The sequence below is a fragment of the Roseateles sp. GW821-FHT03B02 genome (assembly GCF_059421025.1).
The window spans coordinates 609497-631859 of the sequence record NZ_JBWKUV010000001.1 but is presented as its reverse complement, the minus strand read 5'-3'; the positions used below and the strand labels follow the sequence as shown (position 1 = coordinate 631859).

Genomic DNA, 22363 nt, shown 5'->3' with positions numbered 1-22363 from the left:
AGATTGCGCTACCATAAATCAAAACAAAGCTGCACGCACTCAGGGCAAACCTGCCTGATTGCGTAACCATTCAAGCGACGGTCGGGCATCACGCCGCCGTGGAGACAAATCAGGATGAACAGGCCCATGAACCCGGTCCTCGCTCGGCTGGCCTTGCTGCTGGCGGCTGTCTGCTGCACCTTGCCGGCACAGGCCTGCGACACCCCGGTATCTGTCTGCGCGCGCGACCCCGGCAAGGGCCTGGCGCTGGTGAAGGCGGGGCAGCCGGCGGCCGTCTATGTCGACGCCGGCGCCGATGCGGCGCTCCAGCATGCGAGCCGCAATTTCGCCGCCGACCTCGAACGCGTGTCAGGCCAGCCGGCGGTGCTTTTGAACCGCATCGGCGACGCCCGCGGCGAGATCGTCGTCATTGCCGAGTTGGGGCGCAGCGCGGTGCTCGATGACCTCGTTGCCCGCCACAAGCTCAAGCTGGACGATCTGAAGGGTCAGTGGGAGGCCTACCGCCAGACGGTGGTCGAGCAGCCCTGGCCGGGCGTGGCGCGCGCCCTCGTCATCGCCGGCGCGGACCGGCGCGGTGCCGTGTTCGGCACCTACGACCTGTCGGCCCGCATCGGCGTCAGCCCCTGGGCCTGGTGGGCCGATGTGCCGGTCGAGAAGAAGAGCAATGTCTTCATCGCGGCTGGAACCCGAAGCGACCAGCCCGGCGTGAAGTACCGCGGCATCTTCATCAACGACGAGGCGCCGGCCCTCTCGACCTGGGCGCAGGCCAGGTTCGGCGGCACCAACGCGGCCTTCTACGGCCATGTCTTCGAGCTCATCCTGCGATTGAAGGGCAACTACCTGTGGCCGGCCATGTGGCAGCCGCGCGCCTTCGGCGCCGACGACCCGAAGAACATGGTGCTGGCCGACGAGATGGGCGTCGTCATGGGCACCTCCCACCACGAGCCCATGATGCGGGCCCACGACGAGTGGGCCCGCGAGAAGGGGGGCCGCTGGGACTACGCCAAGAACGGCGAGAAGCTGCGCGAGTTCTGGCGCGGAGGCGTGCAGCGCATGATGGGTCGGCCGGGCGGCGGGGCGTTCGACAGCCTCGTCACCATCGGCATGCGAGGCGACGGCGACGAGCCCATGAGCGAGGGCACGGCCATCAGCCTGCTCGAAGGCATCGTGCGGGACCAGCGTCAGATCCTGGCCGAGGTGACGCGCAAGCCAGCCGACCAGACGCCGCAGATGTGGGCCCTCTACAAGGAGGTGCAGGACTACCACGACAAGGGCATGCAGGTGCCCGACGACGTGCTGCTGCTGTTCTGCGACGACAACTGGGGCCAGATCCGCCGCCTGCCGACGACCGACGCCAAGCGCCGTGGCGGCTACGGCGTCTACTACCACTTCGACTACGTCGGCGGGCCGCGCAACTACAAGTGGCTCAACACCAACCAGATCGAGAAGACCTGGCAGCAGATGAACCTCGCCCACGAGCATGGCGCCGATGCGCTGTGGATCGTCAATGTCGGCGACATCAAGCCGATGGAGTTCCCGATCAGCTTCTTCCTGGACATGGCCTGGTCGCCGAAAGCCATGACGCCGACGGCGCTGGCGGCCTACCCGAAAGACTGGGCGGCGCAGACCTTCGGGCCGACCCAGGCGACCGAGATCGGCGAGCTGGTCACGCGCTACAGCCAGTACGCGGCGCGGCGCAAGCCCGAGCTGATCGACCCGACGAGCTTCCCGCTCGGTGCGGCTTCGGCGGATGCGCTGGACGGCGGCGACTTCGGCCGCCGCGTGGCCCAGTGGACTGCATTGGAGGCGCGCGTGGCCGCCGTGAAGGCCAGGCTGCGGCCCGATCAGCTCGACGCCTATTTCCAGCTCGTCGAGCATCCGGTGCTGGCCCTGGCCAACCTCTACCGCCTGCACTACGCGGCGGCCTGGAACCGCAAGCTGGCAGCGGCCGGGGATGCACGCGCCAACGTCTTCGCCGAGCGCGCCGAGGCCGCCTTCGCGCGCGACCAGGCCATCGCCGACCAGTACCACGCGCTAGCCGGCGGCAAGTGGGCCGGCATGATGCTGCAGACCCACATCGGCTACACGAGCTGGCAGCAGCCGGACAAGAACATCATGCCGGCCGTGCAGCGCGTGCCTGGCAGTGCGGATGCCATCGAGGTGGATCGGCAGCTGGCGCGCGGCGTGCCTGTGGCGGCCAAGGCCATCACCATCGAGGCACCGCGCTTCGCCCGCGCCGTCAACAGCCAAGGCCTGGCGTGGACGGCCATCCCCAACCTCGGCCCCGGCCTCGGCGCAGTGACGGCCCTGCCTCAAGGCCGCGCCGCCACGACGCTGGCCGATGGCGTGCGGCTGGAGTACGAAGTCGACACCGCGCAGGGCGGCGACATGCTGTTGAGCCTGCACATGGTGCCCACGCTGGACACGCGCAATGCCGGCGGCATGCGCCTGGCCGTTGGCATCGACGAGCAGCCCGCGCAGGAACTCCGGCTCAACCTCGCACCCACCGCCGGCCCGGAGCTGAGCCGCGTGGAGAAGGACTGGGCCCAGGCCGTCAAGGACAACGACTTCGTGCTCAAGGCCAGCTTCAAGGCCCTGCAGCCCGGCCGCCATGTGATCAAGGTCTGGCGCCTGGACGACAACGCGGTGCTGAGCCAGCTCGTGCTGGCGCCGCTGGCCTCGGTGACCGTCGCCCCCCGCGGCGCGGCGGTCACCGGCAACTACCGCAATCTGCTGCGCGAGATCCGCGCCGGCATCAGCGAGGCCGACATCGATCGCAAGCTGGCGAGCTACTGGCGGTCATTGTTCGAAGGCGGCGCCGAGCAGCGCGTCGTCTACCCCGCGGCCGCCACGCCCGATGGCCCGGCCGCCTATGTGCTGGATGTCGGCAATGCCGACGTGCGCAGCGAAGGCATGTCCTACGGGATGATGATTGCCGTGCAGATGGGCCGCAAAGCCGAGTTCGACGCGCTGTGGAACTGGGCGGCCACGCACATGCGCTACGCCTCCGGCCCGCGCAAGGGCTACTTCCGCTGGCAATGCCAGCCCCGGGGCTGCGACAAGGACGCCGTGCCGGCCTCCGATGGCGAGGCCTACTTCGCCACTGCGCTGTTGATGGCGGCCGCGCGCTGGGGCAACGCCCAGGGCCTCTACGACTACAACGCCCAGGCTCAGGCCTTGCTCAGCACCATGCTGCACAAGGAGACCATGAACGGCGGCATCGTCGATGGCGTGCGTTCGATGTTCTCGCCCGACCGCGGCCAGGTCGTCTTCGTGCCGATTGGCGAGGCGGCCGACTTCAGCGACCCCTCCTACCACTTGCCCGCCTTCTACGAGATCTGGGCCCGGCGCGCCAACAAGCCCGAGGACCGCAGGCGCTGGGCCGAGATCGCCGACATCAGCCGCGCCTATTTCTCGGTGGCCGCCCACCCGAAGACCGGCCTCACTCCTGACTACGCCGAGTTCGACGGCCGCCCGCGCAAGCACGAGGGCCACGAGGACTTCCGCTACGACGCCTTCCGCACCGCGGTGAACTGGAGCGTCGACCAGGCCTGGTGGGACAGGAACCCCGAGGCCGCCGGCTTGAGCCGCAAGCTGCTGGGCTTCTTCGCCTCGCAGGGCAAAGGCGGCAAGCCCTATCCCCACCTCTACACGCTGGACGGCAAGCCGCTGAACGACGAGGCATCCAAAGGGCTCATGGCCAGCAATGCCGTCGCGGCCCTGCTCGTCGACAGGCCGCTGGCCGAGCGCTTCGTCAACGATCTGTGGGCACTGCAGCCGCCCTCAGGCCAATGGCGCTACTACGACGGGCTGCTGCAGTTCATGGCGATGCTGCATGTGACGGGGCGGTTCAGGGCTTGGTGAGCGCATGGGGTACCGCGGCTAGCGGCCGTCGCGGCAGCCGCATGAACATCAGCGCCGACAGGAGAGCGCCGAGGCCCAGCGCAAAGGCACCGATGAAAAGCCAGCTATAGGTCGAAAACGCGTCGTAGATCAGCCCGCCCAGCACGGGGCCGAGCGCCATGCCGATGCTGCTGGCCATCGCCGTGCCGCCGATCACCGTGCCCATCATGCGCAGCGGGAAGTTCTCGCGCGCGATGACGGCGAACAGCGGCATCACGCCGGCATAGGTGAAGCCGAACAGCGCGGCCACGGTGTAGAGGCTCTTCAGCTCGCGGGCGTACAGATAGCCGAGCACCACCACGGCCTGGCCCAGCAAGGCCACAACCAGCGTGCGCGCGGCGCCAAAGCGGTCGCCCAGCAGGCCGAAGACGAGGCGCCCGCCCATGCCGGCCAGGCCCTCCAGGCTGTAGATGGACACGGCGGCCATCAGCGGAATGCCGCAGGTGACGGCATAGCTGACGGAGTGGAAGATCGGCCCCGAGTGGGTGGCGCAGGTGAGGAAGCTCGTCAGTACCAGAACCAGGAAGGGCGCCGAGCGCACGGCCTGGCCGACGGAGGGGCCGGGCTCCTGCGACTCGCCGGGAGCCGAGGCGGCCAATGCCGGTGGGCGGCGGATCAACATCGCCGCCGGCAGCATGAGGCCCGCCACCACGGCCGCGACAATCTGCAGCGTGGTGCGCCAGTCCTGGGTCTGCACCAGCCAGGCCACCAGCGGCGACATGGTCAGTGGCGCCATGCCCATGCCGGCCGACACCAGCGACACGGCCAGGCTGCGCCGCGTGTCGAACCAGCCGGTGACGCAGGCCATCAGCGGCGCAAAGATGGCCGCCGCGCTGATGCCGACGAGGGCGCCGAACCACAGCTGGAAGCCGCCCAGCGAGCCGGCGAAGCTGGCCAGCACCAGGCCGCCGACGAGCAGCATGGTGCCCGCCACCACCACGGCACGCGGACCTGTGCGGTCGGACAGCGCGCCCCAGCCCACGCTGCCGACGGCCAGCGCCACGAAGGCGAGGGTCATCGCGGTGGAGATGCCGGTGGTGGACCAGCCTGTGTCCAGCGCGATGGGGCGCAGCAGCACGGGCAGGGAGAAGAGCGCGCCGATGGCCACGCAGCCGAGCAGGCCGCCGGCGGCGACGATGACCCAGCGGTAGTGCTCGCGCATGGTGGTCGTCCAGGAAGACATGGCCAGCCCCTTGCTTTGTTCAGGATCCAGAGGGCGTGCAGCCGGCTTCGGGGCCGTCGAGCTGGCGCAGCTCGCACTCGATGTCCCAGTCCGTGCCGTGCAGCTTCAGGAAGCGCTGCGTCAGCGCCAGCGCGGCCTCGCGGGACGGTGCCTCGAAGATGGCATAGCCGGCAATGACCTCCTTGGTTTCGGTGAAGGGGCCGTCCACCGTGGACAGCCGGCCGCCGCGGTGCAGCCGCCCGCGCATGCCTTCCGATGTCGGCCGCAGGCCGGCGGTGCCGACCAACTGGCCGCTGCGAGTGAGTTCGTCGATCAGCCGGCCCATGTCGGCCATCAACTGCTCGCTGGGGCTCTGCCCCGCGTTTTCATCGACACGGATCATGGAAAGGAATCGCATGCTCGTCTCCAGGTCGGGCGAGGCGGACCGGTTCCGCCATCTCACCCCGCGACGAACGAGGCCGCGCCGAATCGACAAGCGGGCCGAATTCACCGCCCCCGGCTTGCCGAATTCCGGAATTTGATGCACGATTGCATTCAACTTGACAACGTTGTCATTTCGTCCGGTTTCATGAAAAGCCATCCCGCCCCTTCCCATGCCGCCACCCTGCGCATGGTGGCCGACGCCTCCGGCGTCTCGACGACGACCGCCTCGCGCGTCATCAACAACGCGCCGCATGTGCGGCCCGAGAAGCGCGAGGCCGTGCTGGCCGCCATCGCGCGGCTGGGCTTCGTGCCCAACACGATTGCCCGGGCCCTGGCGGATGGGCGCTCGCGCACCATCGGCATCGTCGTCCAGCATTTCGAGAGCCCTTGCTATGCCTGGACGCTGCGCGGCGTGGAGGAGGCGCTGTCCAATGCCGGCTACGGCCTTGTCGTCGCCAGTGGGCATTGGGACCGGCGCGAGGAGGAGCGCTGCGTGCAGTCGCTGAAGGCGCGCCGCGTGGACGGCATCATCGTGTTGACCGGCACGCTGGACGACGGCTTCCTGACCGAGCTGGCGCTGGAGTTGCCCGTCGTGGTCACCGGCCGCGAGCTGAAGGCACCGGGCCTGCACTGCCTGCACTCCAACGACTTCGAAGGCGCCCGCGCCGCGACGCGGCATCTGATCCAGCGCGGCCACCGGCGCATCGCCCACATCACCGGCGACCCCAGCCACCCCGACGCCATCGAGCGCGAGCAGGGTTATCGCGCGGCGCTGGAGGAGGCCGGCATCGCGCCGGACCGCGCGCTGGTGGTGCGCGGCAACTACCAGGAGCCCAGCGGCGAACGCGGCGCGCAAGACCTGCTGCGCCGTGGCATCGGGTTCACGGCCCTCTTCGCCGCGAACGACCAGATGGCGACGGGCGCCGCCCAGGCCTTGTACCGCCACGGCCTGCGCATCCCCGAGGACGTCTCCGTCGTCGGCTTCGACGACGTGCTGGCCGCGGCCCACGCCTGCCCGCCGCGCACGACGGTCAACCTGTCGCCGGCCGAACTGGGCCGCCGCGCGGTGGCTGCCATGCTGGACCTGCTGGCCCACCGCCGGCCGCACGCCGTGGCGCCCGAGCCCGAGCTGGTGGTGAGGCTGTCGACGCGCTTCGTCTGAGGCCGGGGCTCAGTGCGGCGCCCGCCTCAGCGCCAGCAGCAACAGCCCGCCGAGCGCGGCCGTGTTCAACGAAGCAATGCCCGAGCCGAAGAGCGGGTGATGCGCAATGGTGCCCAGGTCGCCGAGCTTCAGCGCATGTCCCAGGGCAAGCCCGAGGAAGGCCAGACCCACAAGGGCGATGACGCAGATCATCGACAGGAAAGCGCGCTGGAAGCTCATCGCAACTCCTCGGGAAAAGCTGGGGGGTTTTTGTAGCGCTTCCGCCGCCCGATGGCCAGCGCAGGACTGGGGGCAGCCACCCCCGAATTCGAGGGTGGGCGCATCCTGCGTGTGAAATGCACGCGGCCGCTTGCGCGCTTCAGTGGCCGAAGCAGCGCAGGCCGGCGTCGACGACGGCCTGGGCGGTGATGCCGAAGTGCCTGGCCAGCGCACCGGCCGGCGCGGATTCACCGAAGCCGTCGATACCGACGACGGCGCCTTCCAGGCCAACGTATTGCCGCCAGCCCGCTGTCACGCCCGCCTCCACGGCCACGCGCGGCACGGCGGGCGGCAGCACGGCGCGGCGCCAGGCGGCGTCCTGCTGCTCGAAGGCGAAGCAGGAGGGCATGGAGACGACGCGGGCGTTCACGCCACGCCCGGCCAGCGCCTCGTGGGCCTCCACGGCGAGCGAGAGTTCCGAGCCGGTGGCGATCAGCACGAGCTGCAGCGGCTGCTCTGCACGCTCCTTCAACAGCACATAACCACCCTTCTCGATGGCGGCCAGCGTGTCGGCATCGCGCGGCTGGTGGGCCAGATTCTGGCGCGACAGCACGAGGCAGGTGGGCGTGTGGCGGTGGCGCACGGCGGTCTGCCAGGCCACCTCGGTCTCGACCGCGTCGCCCGGGCGCCAGACGTCGAGGTTGGGCATCAGGCGCAGCGTGGCGAGTTGCTCGACGGGCTGGTGGGTGGGGCCGTCCTCGCCCAGGCCGATGGAGTCGTGCGTGAACACGTAGATGGGGTTGATGCGCATCAGCGCCGCCATGCGGATGGCGTTGCGGGCGTACTCCGAGAACATCAGGAAAGTGCCGGCAAACGGTCGCAGGCCGCCGTGCAGCGTGATGCCGGTCTGGATGGCCACCATGGCGAACTCGCGCACGCCGTAGTGCAGGTAGTTGCCGCCATCGCGCGCCTTGGCGACCGGGCGGCAGCCCTTCCATTGCGTCAGGTTGGACGGCGCCAGGTCGGCCGAGCCCCCCAGCAGCTCTGGCAGCAGGCCGGCCAGGGCGGTGAGGCTGTTCTGTGAAGCCTTGCGCGAGGCGATGGTCTCGCCGCGCTGGGCGGCGGCGGCCAGCAATGCGGCGCAGCGGGCATCGAAGTCGGCCGGCAGCTCGCCGCGCAGGCGGCGCTCCAGCTCGGCGGCGCGCGCGGGGTGGGCGCTGCGGTAGGCGTCCAGCCGAGCTTGCCATGCGCGCTGGTCGGCGGCGCCGCGCTCGCGGGCGTCCAGGGCCTGGCGTGCTGCCTCGGGCACGACGAAGGGTGCGTGCGGCCAGCCGAGCGCCTCGCGCACGGCGGCGACCTCGGCGGCGCCCAGCGGTGCGCCGTGCACATCATGGCCACCGGCCTTGTTGGGCGATCCGCGGCCGATTTGCGTGCGGGCGCAGATGAGCACGGGCTTGTCGGTGGAGGCGGCGGCGGTACGCAGCGCTGCGTCGATGGCGGCCACGTCATGGCCGTCGACGTTACGAATCACGCGCCAGCCATAGGCCTCGAAGCGGGCCGGCGTGTCGTCGCTGAACCAGCCGTGCACATCGCCGTCGATGGAGATGCCGTTGTCGTCGTAGATGACGACGAGCTTGTGCAGGCCCCAGGTGCCGGCCAGCGAGCAGGCCTCGTGCGAGATACCCTCCATCAGGCAGCCGTCGCCGCAGAAGGCGAAGGTGCGGTGGTCGATGAGCGGATGCCCGAGTGTGTTGAATTCGGCCGCGAGCAGCTGCTCGGCGAGCGCCATGCCGACGGCGTTGGCGATGCCCTGCCCCAGCGGGCCGGTGGTCGTCTCCACGCCGGGCGTCAGGCCCACCTCGGGGTGGCCGGGCGTCTTGCTGTGCAGCTGGCGGAAGTTGCGCAACTCCTCCATGGGCAGGTCGTAGCCGCTCAGGTGCAGCAGGCCGTAGAGCAGCATGGAGCCGTGGCCGTTGGACAGCACGAAGCGGTCGCGGTTGGGCCACGCCGGGTCGGCCGGGTTGTGGCGCAGGTGGCGGCTCCACAGCACGGCGGCGATGTCGGCCATGCCCATGGGCATGCCGGGGTGGCCGGAGTTGGCCTGCTGCACGGCGTCGACGGCGAGCATGCGCAGGGCATTGGCAGCGAGGGTGAGGTCGGGGGTCATGCTTGGGCGGCGCGGATGAGTTGTTCGAGGGTCTCGGTGTCGGCGGTGAACTGGGCGATGCCCTCTGCGAGCTTGTCGCGGGCCATGGCATCGGCGGCCAGGGCGGCGTGGAACTCGGCCTCGGTCAAGGCCGGAGGCGGTTCGCTCAGCTGAGCCGTGGGTGTGAGGCGGCACTCGACCGGCGCCGTCGCCAGGGCCAGCTCGGCCAGCAGGGCCGGGCTGATGGTCATCAGGTCGCAGCCCGCCAGCGCGACGATCTGGCCGGTGTTGCGAAAGCTCGCCGCCATCACCTCGGTGCGGATGCCGTGGCGCTTGTAGTGGCCGTAGATCTCCTCGACCGAGCGCACGCCGGGGTCGTCGGGGCCGGCCATGGCGGCTTCGTCCCAGCTGTTGCCGGCAGTCTTCTTGAACCAGTCGTAGATGCGGCCCACGAAAGGCGAGATGAGCTGCACGCCGGCATCCGCGCAGGCGCGGGCCTGGGCCAGGCAGAACAGCAGCGTGAGGTTGGTGTGGATGCCTTGCCGCTCCAGTTCGCGTGCGGCCTGGATACCCTCCCAGGTGGATGCCAGCTTGATCAGCACGCGGGCGCGCGGCACGCCGGCAGCGGCGTAGAGCCCGATGAGGCGCTGGGCCGTGGCGATGGACGCGGCCGTGTCGTGCGACAGGCGCGGGTCGATCTCGGTGGAGACGCGGCCGGGCACGAGCTTGAGGATCTCCACGCCGAAGGCGACGAGCAGATGTTCGGACACCGTCGATGCCGAGGCCCCGGGATTCGCCGCGACGGCCTGCTCCAGCAGCGGGCGGTAGCGCGGCTGCTGCACGGCCTTCAGCACCAGTGACGGATTGGTCGTCGCGTCCTGCGGCCGGAATTGCGCGAGCTGGTCGAAGTCGCCGGTGTCGGCGACGACGGTGGTGTATTGGCGGAGCTGGGCTAGGCTTTTCATGGGCGTGACGGAGCCTGCCGCGCGAACGGCATGGCGTGGTGTGGTGGGGGTCAGGAGAACTCGGCGCGCAGCGCGCTGTACAGGCGCTTGAAGCGCTCATGGCGCGGCTGCAGTGCCGCGGCCAGTGCAGGATCGGGTTCGGCCACGCGGGCGATTTCGGGCGTGCGGCAGACCTCGTCGACATTGCCGCCGCAGGCCAGCCAGGCCAGGCGCGCCGCGCCGAGCGCGCCGCCGGCCTCGGCGCCGACGCCGTTGACCAGGCGCACGTTCAAGAGGGATGCGAGCAACTTCGCCCACCACTCGCTGCGCGCACCGCCGCCCACCAGCCACAGCGACTCGGCCGTGCCGCCGCCAGCTTGCAGGGCCTGCCAGCCGTCCAGCAGGCCGAAGCCCACCCCTTCCAGCACGGCATAGCCGAGAGCCGCCGCGTCATGCTCGTGCGTGAGGCCGAAGAACACGCCCTGCGCGTTGGCGTTGTTGTGCGGCGTGCGTTCGCCGCTGAGGTAGGGCAGGAAGATCGGTGCGCGTTCGCGCTGGGCCGGCGTGAGCTGGGACACTTTGGCGATCAGCTCGGCTTCGCCCGGTTCGCCCAGCAGCTGCGTGACCCAGCGCAGCGCGCTCGCCGCGCTGAGCATGACGCTCATCTGGTGCCAGGTGTTCGGCAGGGCATGGCAGAAGGCGTGCACCGCGCGCGCCGGGTTGGGGCTGAAGGCGGGGTTGCACAGGAAGATGACGCCCGAGGTGCCCAGCGACAGGAAGCCGTCGCCGGGCTTGACGACGCCCATGCCGACGGCGCTGGCCGCGTTGTCGCCGCCACCGCCCGCGATGGGGATGCCGGCCTTCAGGCCCCAGCGTTCGGCCAGCTCATGCTTCAAGCCGGCGCTGGGCTCGCTGCCTTCGACGAGGCGGGGCATCTGGCTTTCGTTCAAGCCCGTCAGCGCCAGCGCCTCGGGCGACCAGCGGCGGCGGGCGACGTCCAGCCACAGCGTGCCGGCGGCGTCGCTCATCTCGCTGACGTAGGAGCCGCTGAGCTGCAGGCGCAGCCAGTCCTTGGGCAGCAGCACCTTGGCGACGCGGGCGAACAGCTCGGGCTCGTGCTGGCGCATCCACGCGAGCTTGGGCGCCGTGAACCCGGGCATCGCGAGGTTGCCGGTGATGGCCGGCAGCTCGGGGCAGTCGGCCATCATCTCGGCGCACTGAGCGCCGCTGCGACCATCGTTCCACAGGATGGCCGGCCGCAGCACGCGGTCGGCGGCATCCAGCGTGACGGCGCCGTGCATCTGGCCCGACAGGCCGATGCCGCGCACCTGCGCGAGCGCGGCGCCGTGTTCGACCTTCAGCCGGGCCATGCCTTGGTCCAGCGCGGCCCACCAGTCGGCGGGGTGCTGCTCGCTCCACAGCGGCTGGGGCCGCTGCACGGTGAGCGCCACACCGGTGGTGGCGACGATGTGATGCTGCTCGTCGAGCAGCATCAGCTTGATCTCGGAAGTGCCGAGGTCGATACCAAGAAACATGGCCAGCCGAATCCCGATCAGACGAAGTTGTTGACGATGTTTTCCAGGCGCTCCTGACGGCCCGAACGCGGCTGGGGTGAGATGCCTTGCGCGTGCACGAGTGAAGCCAGGTCATCGAGGCTGGCGCCGCCGTGGATCTTCTTGCCGAGGTCGCCGTTCCAACCGGCGTAGCGGTCGGCAACGACCTTCTCGAGCTGGCCGCTCTCGTACAGCGCAGCGGCAGCCAGGAAGGCGCGGGCCATGGTGTCCATGCCGCCGATATGGCCCTCGAGCTGGTCGATGGGGTCGATGGACTGGCGGCGCACCTTGGCGTCGAAGTTGGTGCCGCCGGTGGTGTAGCCACCGTGGCGGATCATCTCCAGCATGGCCGGCACGAGGGCGGCGTGGTTGTTGGGGAACTGGTCGGTGTCCCAGCCCAGTTGCTCGTCGCCGCGGTTGGCGTCCAGCGAGCCGAAGATGCCCAGCGCGCAGGCGGTGGCCACTTCATGCTCGAAGCTGTGGCCGGCCAGCGTGGCGTGGTTGACCTCGATGTTGACCTTGACCTCGTTCTCCAGGCCGTAGGTCTTCAGGAAGCCGTAGACCGTGGCGCTGTCGTAGTCGTACTGGTGCTTGGTGGGTTCCTGCGGCTTGGGCTCGATGAGGATGGCGCCCTTGAAGCCGATCTTGTGCTTGTGCTCGACGACCGAGGCGAGGAAGCGGCCGTACTGGGCCAGCTCGCGCTTGAGGTCGGTGTTCAGCAGGGTTTCGTAGCCTTCGCGGCCGCCCCAGAGCACGTAGTTGGCGCCGCCCAGGCGGTGGGTCCACTCCAGCACATGCTTCACCTGCGCGGCGGCGTAGGCATAGACCTCGGGGTCGGGGTTGGTGGCCGCGCCGCTCATGAAGCGGCCGTTGGAGAACAGATTGGCCGTGCCCCACAGCAGTTGCACCTTGCCGTCCTGCATCTTCCTGGCGGCGGCTTCGAGCAGGCCGTCGAGGATGCGGTTGGACTCTGCGAGGTTGGCGCCTTCCGGGGCCACGTCGCGGTCATGGAAGCACCAGTAGGGCAGGCCCAGCTTTCCGAAGAAATCGAAGGCCGCGTCCAGCTTCATATAGGCCGCCTTGACCGGGTCGGCCTCGTTGAACCAGGGGCGCTGGAACACGGTGTTGCCCAGGCCGAAGACGTCCTCGCCCTTCCAGCAGAAGTTGTGCCAGTAGCAGACGGCCGGGCGCAGGTGCTCGGCCAGGGTCTTGCCCAGCACCACGCGTTTGGCGTCGTACCAGCGGTAGGCCAGCGGGTTGGTGGACGAGGGGCCTTCGTATTGAACGGTGGGGAGGTCGGAATAGACGGTGCTCATGGCGGGGGTCCTTACTGCGGGATCAGGGCGAGGGGTGGGGGGAATCAGGCGGTGGCGGGCACGGCGTTGGCCGGGCCTGCGTCTTCATCGGGTCTGGCGTCGGCCTTGCTGCGGCGCTGAGCGAGTTCGTCGGACATGCGCAGCGTGGTGCCCTTGTCCAGCTTGTTGGCCAGCAGGCACAGCGTGCAGGCGGCGAACAGGCCGCCGACGACGAAGCTGGACGCGACGCGGTAGCCCTCGACGGCGTTGGGCGCCGTGGGCAGGTGGGTGTCGTAGCCGAAGAAGCCGGCCAGCAGCCACAGGAAGCCGGCGCCGCCCAGGGCCAGGCCGACCTTGAGCGAGAAGCCGATGGTGGCGAACACCATGCCGGTGAAGCGGCGGCCGGTCTGCCATTCGGAGTAGTCGGCCGCGTCGGCATACATGGACCACATGACGGCGACCGTGGGGGCGTAGAACACGGCCGAGAGCACGTGCAGGCCCAGCATGGCCCAGACGGCGTCGGGCGGCAGCAGGTACATGGCGCAGGCGCTCATGGCGCACAGGCCGAAGCAGACGATGCCGATGGCGCGGCGGCCGTAGCGGGCCGACAAGCCCATGGAGGCCATGATGAAGATGATGGTCGTCAGCGTGCCGGCCATGTTGATGATGCTGTTGAACACATCGGCGGCGTTGGACTGCGCGAGCTGGTCGCGCGTGCCGTGCACGATGTAGCCCAGGGTGTCGGCCAAGCTGCCGGTGCCGGCCGCATCGGGCGTGGTCAGGCCCACCGCGGCCAGGAAGTCGAACATGGCCGCCTTATCGGCGTAGTGGTGGTAGTAGTTGAAGTGGGCGCCGCCGCGCAGCGACAGCATCGCGAACTGGAACAGGGTGTAGAGCACCAGCGTGATCCAGGGGCCGTTCTTCAGCAGGTCGGCGAAGTCCTGCTTGGGCGACGAGCCGGTTTCCTGGATGGGCTTGACCCGCTCCTGCGTCGTGAAGAAGGTGACGAGGAAGAGCACCAGGCAGGCCACGGCCCAGATGGTCATCGTGACCTGCCAGCCATGCGCGCGGTCATGACCCTGCGCGAACTTGGCCACTAGCGGCAGCGTGAGGCCGCCCACCGCGAACTGGGCGACGTTGACCGACACGAAGCGGAAGGAGTTGAGCTTGGTGCGCTCGTTGAGGTCCGCCGTCATGACCCCGCTCATGGCCGAGTAGGGCATGTTGTTCATGCTGTACAGCGTCATCAGCAGCGTGTTGGTGATGCCGGCGTAGGCGATGACCATGCCGGTGCTCCAGCCCCAGGCCGGGTCGGGCGCCGTGTAGGCCAGCACCATGACGATGGCCCAGGGCACCGAGGTCCAAAGCACCCACGGCCTGAATTTTCCCCAGCGCGTGTTGGTGCGATCGGCCAGCACGCCCATGACCGGGTCGAAGAAGGCGTCCCACAGCTTGGGCCACAGCAGGATGGCCGCGGCCGTGTTGGCGCTGAGGCCGAACACGTCCGTGTAGAAGTTCAGCTGGAACAGGATCATGGACATGAAGACCAGGTTCGCTGCAGCGTCGCCGCAGCTGTAACCGGCCTTCTCCACGAAGGACAGGGGCTGATGGGTGGTGGCCATGGGTTTGTCTCTTCTGTCGTTATGTGTCGAGCGCGATCTCAGGGCCGCGCTTCGTAGGAGAGGTAGTCGAAGTCCGCGGCGAGCCGCTGGCCCGACAGATCCTGGCAGGCGATGCCGATGAAGTTGCCGGTGAAGCCGAAGCTGCGCGCGAAGCCGTTGACGAACTGGGTCGCGAACTCGTCGCTGAGCATGGCAGCGTCCAGGGCCGGGCCGATGTCCTGCCAGGCGGCGGTGTCTTGCCGGAACTGGAACTGGTAGCGGTCGTGCCTGAACTCGACGGCCAGGTCCACGGCGCCGTCCGCCAGCTCGACGGCCGTGGCCGGCTCGGTCAGGGCCGCGTCGCGGTTGACGGTCAGGCGCAGCACGCGCTGGTTGGAGTCCACATCGCGGCTGACGTGCAGATAGGCGTGGTTGCTGGTGTTGTAGTAGGCCACCAGGCCGGCCATCTGCTGGAAGAGTTCGGGTGCGAATTCGAGACGGGTCTCGACGCGGCAGTTGAAGTGTTGCTGGCGGCGCGCGACCAGGCTTTGGTCGAACAGGCTCATCAGCGACTCGCGGCCCTTCAGGCGCAGGAAGCCGGGGCGCTCGGTCAGCGAGATCCAGCTCTCGTCGAAGGGCACGCGCAGCGAGTTGAGGTGGTGGTTGAGCGTCGTCGAATCGAAGTTGTCGCGCTCCGTCTCGGCCGGGAACACATGCTCGGGCAGGCCGGGCTCGGCCGTCTGCAGCCGCGGCGCATTGCCGCCACCCTCGATCTCGGGCCAGTCGTCGTCGCGCCAGTGGATGCGCTGGATGCCGGTCTCGCGGCCCAGCGGGCAGTGCAGGTTCTCGTAGACGCCGTTTTGTTTGTCCGCATTGGGGCCGCTCCATTCCAGCGGCCTGCCGCAGAGGTGAGCCAGGTACCAGTCGCCGCGCTGCGTCTGCACGAGGCTGGCGTGGCCGCTGCGCTGCAGGCCGTCGGTGGGCTGCTGCCAGGCGGTGAGCAGCGGGTTGCCGGGCAGGGTCTCGTAGGGGCCGTCGATGTTGCGCGAACGGGCCAGCGTGACGGCATGCTCGTAGAAGGTGCCGCCCTCGGCCGTCAGCAGGTAGTACCAGCCGTTGCGGCGGTAGAGGTGCGGTCCCTCGACGACCTGCAGCTCGGTGCCGGCATAGATGTTCTTCACCGGGCCGACCAGGCGCTTGGCTTCGTGGTCGTACTCCTGCAGCAGGATGCCGTTGAAGTGGTGCTTGCCGGGCTGGTGGATCCATTGCTGGTTCACGAGCCAGTGGCGACCGTCCTCGTCGTGGAAGAGGCTGGGGTCGAAGCCCGAGCTGTTCAGGTAGATGGGCTCGCTCCAGGGGCCGTCGATGCTGGGCGCGGTGATGAGGTAGTTGTGCGTGTCCTTGAAGGCGCCAATGGTGGAGCGCACGTCGGTGTAGATCAGCCAGAACTGGCCGCCCGAGTAGCTCAGGCAGGGCGCCCACACGCCGGCCGAGTCGGGGTGGCCGGTCAGGTCGAGCTGGCTCTTGCGCGTGCAGGCATAGCTGTGGTGGCGCCAGTGCTTCAGGTCACGTGAATGGTGGATGCGCACGCCGGGCCACCACTCGAAGGTGGAGGTGGCGATGTAGTAGTCGTCGCCAACGCGGCAGATCGAGGGGTCGGCGTGGAAGCCCGGCAGGATGGGATTGGTGATCATGGGTCAGTACGGCGGAATCAAGCGGCCGCGGCCAGGCGGCTGGCGGCGATCAGGGGGCGGGTGAGTCGGTAACGGGCCAGGGCCGCGGCACCCACGGGCACGGCGTCGTGGCCGAAACGGGTCAGCGTGACGGTGGGCGTGGCCACGTTGGCGGCGGTGGCAAAGCCCTCCAGGGTCTGGAAGGCGGCGTGCAGGAAAGGCGCGCCGAGTTCGACGGCACTGCCGCCCAGCACGATGCGGCCGGGGTCGTAGGCGGCGCAGAGGTTGGCCAGCAGCATGCCGAGGTAGCGGCCTGCCTGGGCCACGGCCTCGGCGCTGCCGGGCGCCTTGGCATGCAGCCGACGCTGCACTTCGGCCAGGCCAGCCTCGGCGTCCACCTCGGGCAGCATGGCTCTGAAGCCGATCATGGCCTCGGCACAGCCGCGGCGGCCGCAGCTGCAGCGCGGGCCGTTGATCTCCAGCGTCGTGTGGCCGACCTCGCCGGCCAGGCCGTGGGCGCCGGTCAGCAGCCGGTCCTCGACGACGATGCCGGCACCGACGCCCAGGCCCAGGCTGAGATAGATCAGCGGGTCGGGCGTGGCTTCGTTGGCGGTGCCGAATTCCAGCTCGCCCATCACCGCCATGTCGGCGTCGTTCTGCACGAACAGCGGCACGCCCTGCAGCAACGTGCCACGCAGATGCTCGGCCAGCAGGCGGCCGGCGGGCAGGTCGCGCCAGCCGAGGTTGTGGGCGAAGTGCAGATGGCCGCGCGCTTCGTCGACACCACCGGGCAGGCCGATGCCGATGCCGATGACGCGCTGGGCCGGCGTGTCCAGGCGGCCTTGCAGTTGCTGCATCAGCTTGGCGGCGCGCACCAGGGCGAGTTGGGGGTCGCGGCCGGCGTTCAGCGGCGAGCGGGCGCGGGCCAGCACATCGCCGGTCAGCGAGGTGGCGACGACGTTGACACCGTCCACGCCCAGCTCGGCGCCGAGCAGCACGAGGCGGCCGGGGTCGACGAACAGCGGCGTGGGCCGGCGGCCCAGCTCGCCGGTGGCGACCACCTCGCGCTCCAGCAGCCAGCCCTCGGCGATCAACTCCTTGGTCAGCGCGCTTACGGTGGACTTGGTCAATTGCAGCGCCTCGGCCAGGGCCGCGCGCGACTGCCCCGGCCAGGCACTCAGCTGCCGCACGATGGCCATGCGGTTGAGGTCCTTGAGCAGGTGCTGGTCGGCTGTGAACTGCATGTCAGGCGACTTGAAGAATGGCTTGGGTGCGGGGGCGACCGGCGTGCAGCAGGGCCAGGCCGATCAGCGTGACGCCAATGGCGGCGGTCAGGGCCTGGGCCGCGCCCGAGAACCTGGCGGCGGCCACGCAGGCATCCCAGTTCGAGGCGATCAGCGAGGCCAGCAGCGCACCGGCGGTCGCCAGCAGCCCGCCCGCCGTCAGCAGGCCGCGGTGGGCCTGGCGCATGTCGACCCCGGCATCGACGTCCACCCGCTCGAAGCGGCCGCGGAACCACAGCCAGAACAGCCCCAGGCTGGTCAGGTGCATCAGGCCGGCAAAGACGAACACCCATTGCTGGGTGCCCGTCCACTGCACGGCCAGGGCCGCCAGCAGCGCGATGAACATGCCGCCGATGCCGCCGGCCGTGGCGCCCAGGCCGATGACGGCGCCCGAGACCTTGGTCGGGAAGAGGTCGGTGGCCGAGGTCAGCAGGTTGGCCGACCAGGCCTGGTGGCAGGCTGTGGCCAGCGTGATCAGGCCCACGCAGAGTGCGAAGCTGTCGCTGTAGTAGGCCAGGATGGCGCCGGGCATGCAGGCCGCTGCGGCGCCCATGGCCGTCATGCGGGCACGGCCGACGGGCCAGCCGCGGCGCACGAGGGTGCTCGACAGCCAACCGCCGAAGATGGAGCCGACGCTGGAGCCGAGGTAGATCAGCGCGACGAGGCCGGCGCTCTTCAGCGGGTTCTGCCCGCGTTCGCGCTCCAGGTAGGACGGCAGCCAGAACAGGAAGAACCACCAGACCGGGTCGGTCAACAGTTTGCCGATCAGGAAGGGCCAGATGGCCTTGAAGCGCAGCAGGGCCGTCCAGGGCAGCTTGACCGTCGCCTGCTGCGGCGGCTGGCCGGCCTGGATGAAGGCCAGCTCGTTGGTCGACACGTGCGGATGCCGCTCCGGCGCCTGGAAGCCCCGCCCCCAGAACGCCAGCCAGAGCAGGCCTGCGCCGCCGATGGCGACGAAGGCGAACTGCCAGCCGAACGTGACGGCCAGCCAGACGGTGACGGGCGAGGCGATGATGCCCAGCGCCGTGCCCGAGTTGAAGATGCCGGTGGCCAGGGCCCGCTCCTGCTGCGGGAACCACATCGCCACCGCCTTGATGGCGGCGGGGAAGTGCGCGGCCTCGGCCATGCCGAGCAGGAAGCGCACGACGATGAGCCCCAGCACCGAGGCCACCATACCGTGCGCCGCCGCCGCGGCCGACCAAAGCAGCAGGGCCGCGCCCAGGCTGCGCTTGACGCCGAAGCGGTCGATGGCGACGCCGATCAGCGGTGGGAAGGCCGCGTAGGCGGCCGTGAAGGCGAAGGTGATCCAGCCGTAGTCGGCGTCGGTCAGCGCCAGGCCGCCCTGGGCCACGGGCAGCTGCAGGCTGGTCTTGAGCACCGACAGCGCGTTGCGGTCGATGTAGTTGATGGTCGTCGCGACGAACAGCAGCGCGCAGATGACCCAGCGCCGGCGGCCCAGCGGCGTGGCGGCAGCCCCGGCCATCACGCCGCCCTGAGCGAGGTCGACCCGGGCGTGCAGGCGCGGGCGAGGGGCGCGGGAGCCGGGGTGGCGTGGTCAGGGTTCAACGTGCTGTCTCCAGGGGCGCGGCGCTCGTTGGCGCCTCTATTCAAGGCTTGCTATGGGCTCAAATGTAGCGCTACCATTTTGCTTTGTGCAAGCGAGAAATCTCTAACATTCCCGCAATTCCGAGGCTTGGCCGGGGCGGACACCGCAGGAGACAGGATGAAGACTTGGGCCAAGAGCCTGGCAGCGGCGCTGCTTGGGCTGGCGTTGCTGCCGGCATGGGCCGCCGTGGAGGATGGCCACGACCTCTGGCTGCGCTACCGCGGCCTGCCCGCGCCGGCTCAGGCGCGGGTGGCGGCGCAGGCCCGCAGCGTGGTGCTTGCCGGGCCGGAGTCGCCCACGCTGCGGGCCGCCGTGACGGAGCTCAAGCGCGGCGTGGCGGGGCTGACCGGGCGCGAGCCCGTGGTGACGGCCCGGCCTGCGGCCGGCGCGCTGATGCTCATGACGCCGGCCACCGCGCCCGCCGGGGTCGATCTGCCCTGGGCCGCCCTCGGCCGCGAGGGTTACGCGCTGCGCAGCGCCCGGTTGCAGGGCCGGGCCGTGACGCTGATCGCGGCCAACACCGATGTCGGCCTGCTCTACGGCAGCTTTGCCTGGCTGCGCACGGCCCAGACGGGCGCCGACCTGTCTCGGCTGGACCAGCGCGCTACCCCCGGGGTCGGCCTGCGCCTGCTCAACCACTGGGACAACCTGGACCGCACGGTGGAGCGCGGCTACGCCGGTGCGTCGATCTGGGACTGGTGGAAGCTGCCCGACATCCGCGATGCTCGCTACGTGGACTATGCGCGGGCGAACTCGTCGCTCGGCATCAACGGCACGGTGCTGAACAACGTCAACGCCAAGGCGGAGTCGCTGACCGCGCCGTTCATCGCCAAGGCCGCGGCCCTGGCGGACGTGTTCAGGCCTTATGGCATCAAGGTCTGGCTGTCGGCACGCTTCTCGGCGCCGGTCGACCTCGGCGGGCTGAAGACCGCCGACCCGCTGGACCCCGCCGTGCGCGCCTGGTGGAAGGCCAAGGCCGACGAGATCTACCAGGCCATCCCGGACTTCGGCGGCTTTCTCGTCAAGGCCAATTCCGAGGGCCAGCCGGGGCCGCAGGACTATGGCCGTGATCACGCCGACGGCGCCAACATGCTGGCCGAGGCCCTTCGCGCCCATGGCGGCCTCGTCATGTGGCGGGCCTTCGTCTACGCGCCCGACACCAGCGACCGCGCCAAGCAGGCGTTCGCCGAGTTCCAGCCGCTAGACGGGCGCTTCGCCGCCAACGTCATCGTGCAGGTCAAGAACGGCGCCATCGACTTCCAGCCGCGCGAGCCCTTTCACCCGCTGTTCGGCGCCATGCCAAAGACGCCGCTGGCGCTGGAACTGCAGATCACCAAGGAGTACCTGGGCTTCTCGACCCACCTCGTCTACCTCGGCCCGCTGTTCGAGGAGGTGCTGCGCGCCGACACGGGCCGCCAACCCGAGGGCGCGGCTGTGGCGAACCAGATCCGCGCGATGGCCGGCGTGGCCAACATCGGCACCGACCGCAACTGGAGCGGCTCCCACTTCGACCAGGCCAACTGGTACGCCTTCGGCCGCATGGCCTGGGACCCGGGGCTGGCCGCCGGCGCCGTGGCGCGCGAGTGGGTGCAGCAGACCTTCACCACCGCACCCCGGGCCGTGGACGGCGTCGTGTCGATGATGCTGGCCTCGCGCGAGGCCGTCGTCAACTACATGACGCCGCTGGGCCTGCACCACCTGATGGGCACGGGCCACCACCACGGCCCGGCGCCATGGGTCGACAACCTGGAGCGGGCTGACTGGAACCCGGTCTATTTCCACCGCGCCGGCCGTGACGGCATCGGCTTCGACCGCACACCCGCCGGCAGCAACGCCGTGGCCCAGTACGCGCCCGGGGTCGCGCGGCAATTCGCCAACCCGGCGACGACGCCGGAAAACCTGCTGCTGTGGTTCCACCATCTGCCCTGGGACCACCGCATGGCGTCGGGGCGCACGCTGTGGGCCGAACTCGTCGCCCACTACGACCGCGGCGTCGCCGGCGTTGCCACAATGCGCTCGCAATGGGCCGCGCTGCAGGCCGACATCGATCCCGCCCGCCATGCCGACGTCGCCGCCCACCTGGCCGTGCAGGCCGCCGAAGCCCGCTGGTGGCGCGACGCCTGCCTGGCCTACTTCCAGTCGGTGTCGGGCCTGCCTTGGCCGCAAGGGGCGCAGTCCCCGGCCATGACCCTGGAGCAGTACAAGGCCATGCGCTTCAATTTCGCGCCGGGCCGCGGCGGGTGAGCCCCTCAAATATGATTGCGCAAACAACCCCATCACCATCCGAGGGACCCCTTTGAAGCCAACCGCACGGGCCGGGCGCAGCACCAAGGTCGCCACCATTGCCGACGTGGCCAAGCTGGCCGGGGTGTCGCCGATGACGGTGTCGCGGGTCATCAACGGTGAGCAGAACGTGCGCCCCGGCACGCGCGAGAAGGTGCAGGCCGCCGTTGCCGAGTTGAACTACGTGCCCAACCAGGCTGCCCGCCACCTGGCCGGCTCGGAGCCCATCCGCATCGGCATGCTCTACATCGACCCGACGGCCGGCTACCTGAACGAGTTCCTCATCGGCCTGTTGAACAAGGCCAGCCTGCGCCATGTGCAGCTCGTTGTGCAGCGCTGCGAAGCCGCGCGCGACGGCGAGGAAAAGCCGGTGGCCGAGATGATCGCCAACGGCATCGACGGGCTCATCCTGCCGCCGCCCTTCTGCGACTCTCAGCCCCTCCTCAAGCTGGTGGCCGACACCGACACGCCCGCCGTCGTCGTCTCGGCCGGCCAGCCGCCGCAGGACGTCTGCGCCGTCGGCATCGACGACTACCAGGCCGCCTACGAGATGACGCGCCACCTGCTGAACCTGGGCCACCACCGCCTGGGCTTCATCATCGGCGATCCCTATCAGAGCAGCAGCTCGCGCCGCCTGGCGGGCTTCCACGCGGCCATGGCGGACGCCGGCCTGAACATCGAGGAAGAAGAGGTCGTTGCCCAGGGCATGTTCACCTACCGCTCGGGCCTGGACGCCGCCGAGTTCCTGCTGTCGCAGGAACGCCGCCCGACCGCCATCTTCGCCAGCAACGACGACATGGCCGCGGCCACCGTGGCCATCGCCCACCGCCTGGGCCTGGACGTGCCCAGCGACCTGACCGTCGTCGGCTTCGACGACGCCCCCCTGGCCACGACCATCTGGCCCGAACTCACCACCGTGCGCCAGCCCATCATGGAGATGGCCGGCGCCGCGGTGGACCTGCTGGTGCGCCACATCAAGGCGCGCCGCACCGGAGAGCCTCTGCCCTGCGAGCATGAGCTCAAGGATTTCGAACTGGTCCGACGCCAGTCCGACGCCGCCCCCCGCTTGCGCCCTCCCTTGCGCATCGGCGGCGCCTCCTGACCTCGGCC

At 69.8% G+C, this 22363-nt stretch carries 15 protein-coding genes; 4 read left to right on the top strand and 11 right to left on the bottom strand.

What is annotated here, in order from left to right; translation table 11 throughout:
- Positions 1–126 precede the first annotated feature (126 nt).
- Complete coding sequence (locus AC07VX_RS02740) at positions 127–3864, top strand: glycosyl hydrolase family 8 (RefSeq protein WP_493163255.1); 3738 nt, start codon at positions 127–129, stop codon at positions 3862–3864.
- Here AC07VX_RS02740 and AC07VX_RS02735 read toward each other — a convergent pair.
- Entirely contained in the window at positions 3851–5086 is a 1236-nt protein-coding gene (locus AC07VX_RS02735) for an MFS transporter (RefSeq protein ID WP_493163256.1), read from the bottom strand. The genes AC07VX_RS02740 and AC07VX_RS02735 overlap by 14 nt on opposite strands.
- Before the next feature lie 19 nt (positions 5087–5105).
- Positions 5106–5483, bottom strand: coding sequence for a YciI family protein (locus AC07VX_RS02730; protein ID WP_493163257.1), 378 nt, complete (start codon positions 5481–5483; stop codon positions 5106–5108).
- 171 nt (positions 5484–5654) lie between these two features.
- On the opposite strand from AC07VX_RS02730, the gene AC07VX_RS02725 reads away from it, so the two are divergent.
- Positions 5655–6671: a LacI family DNA-binding transcriptional regulator gene (locus AC07VX_RS02725; protein WP_493163258.1), complete on the top strand. Its 1017-nt coding sequence runs from the start codon at positions 5655–5657 to the stop codon at positions 6669–6671.
- Positions 6672–6680: 9 nt separating this feature from the next.
- Here AC07VX_RS02725 and AC07VX_RS02720 read toward each other — a convergent pair whose 3' ends face one another.
- The 9 genes from AC07VX_RS02720 to AC07VX_RS02680 all read right to left on the bottom strand — a co-directional run bounded on the left by AC07VX_RS02720 (position 6681) and on the right by AC07VX_RS02680 (position 18847).
- Positions 6681–6890 carry a hypothetical protein gene (locus AC07VX_RS02720; protein ID WP_493163259.1) on the bottom strand — a complete coding sequence of 70 codons (210 nt, stop codon included), beginning with the start codon at positions 6888–6890 and terminating at the stop codon, positions 6681–6683.
- A 139-nt stretch (positions 6891–7029) separates the two neighbouring features.
- Positions 7030–9036: a transketolase gene (tkt, locus tag AC07VX_RS02715; protein WP_493163261.1), complete on the bottom strand. Its 2007-nt coding sequence runs from the start codon at positions 9034–9036 to the stop codon at positions 7030–7032.
- On the bottom strand, positions 9033–9980 hold the full coding sequence (gene tal, locus AC07VX_RS02710; RefSeq protein WP_493163262.1) for a transaldolase: 948 nt from the start codon (positions 9978–9980) through the stop codon (positions 9033–9035). Before tal ends, tkt begins: the two co-directional genes overlap by 4 nt.
- A gap of 50 nt (positions 9981–10030) precedes the next feature.
- Complete coding sequence (gene xylB, locus AC07VX_RS02705) at positions 10031–11494, bottom strand: xylulokinase (RefSeq protein ID WP_493163263.1); 1464 nt, start codon at positions 11492–11494, stop codon at positions 10031–10033.
- Positions 11495–11511: 17 nt separating this feature from the next.
- Complete coding sequence (gene xylA / locus AC07VX_RS02700) at positions 11512–12828, bottom strand: xylose isomerase (RefSeq protein WP_493163264.1); 1317 nt, start codon at positions 12826–12828, stop codon at positions 11512–11514.
- A 44-nt stretch (positions 12829–12872) separates the two neighbouring features.
- Positions 12873–14429 (bottom strand): MFS transporter, encoded by a 1557-nt coding sequence (locus AC07VX_RS02695; protein WP_493163265.1) that lies wholly within the window; start codon positions 14427–14429, stop codon positions 12873–12875.
- 38 nt (positions 14430–14467) lie between these two features.
- Positions 14468–16102, bottom strand: coding sequence for a glycoside hydrolase family 43 protein (locus AC07VX_RS02690; protein ID WP_493163266.1), 1635 nt, complete (start codon positions 16100–16102; stop codon positions 14468–14470).
- A gap of 17 nt (positions 16103–16119) precedes the next feature.
- Positions 16120–17325, bottom strand: coding sequence for an ROK family protein (locus tag AC07VX_RS02685; protein ID WP_493163267.1), 1206 nt, complete (start codon positions 17323–17325; stop codon positions 16120–16122).
- 1 nt (position 17326) lies between these two features.
- A complete protein-coding gene (locus AC07VX_RS02680; protein WP_493163268.1) occupies positions 17327–18847 on the bottom strand; it encodes an MFS transporter in 1521 nt (506 codons plus the stop codon).
- Positions 18848–19087: 240 nt separating this feature from the next.
- Between AC07VX_RS02680 and AC07VX_RS02675 the strand changes: the two genes are divergently transcribed.
- Positions 19088–21214: an alpha-glucuronidase family glycosyl hydrolase gene (locus AC07VX_RS02675; RefSeq protein ID WP_493163269.1), complete on the top strand. Its 2127-nt coding sequence runs from the start codon at positions 19088–19090 to the stop codon at positions 21212–21214.
- Positions 21215–21266: 52 nt separating this feature from the next.
- Positions 21267–22355: a LacI family DNA-binding transcriptional regulator gene (locus tag AC07VX_RS02670; RefSeq protein ID WP_493163270.1), complete on the top strand. Its 1089-nt coding sequence runs from the start codon at positions 21267–21269 to the stop codon at positions 22353–22355.
- The last annotated feature ends 8 nt before the right edge of the window (positions 22356–22363 follow it).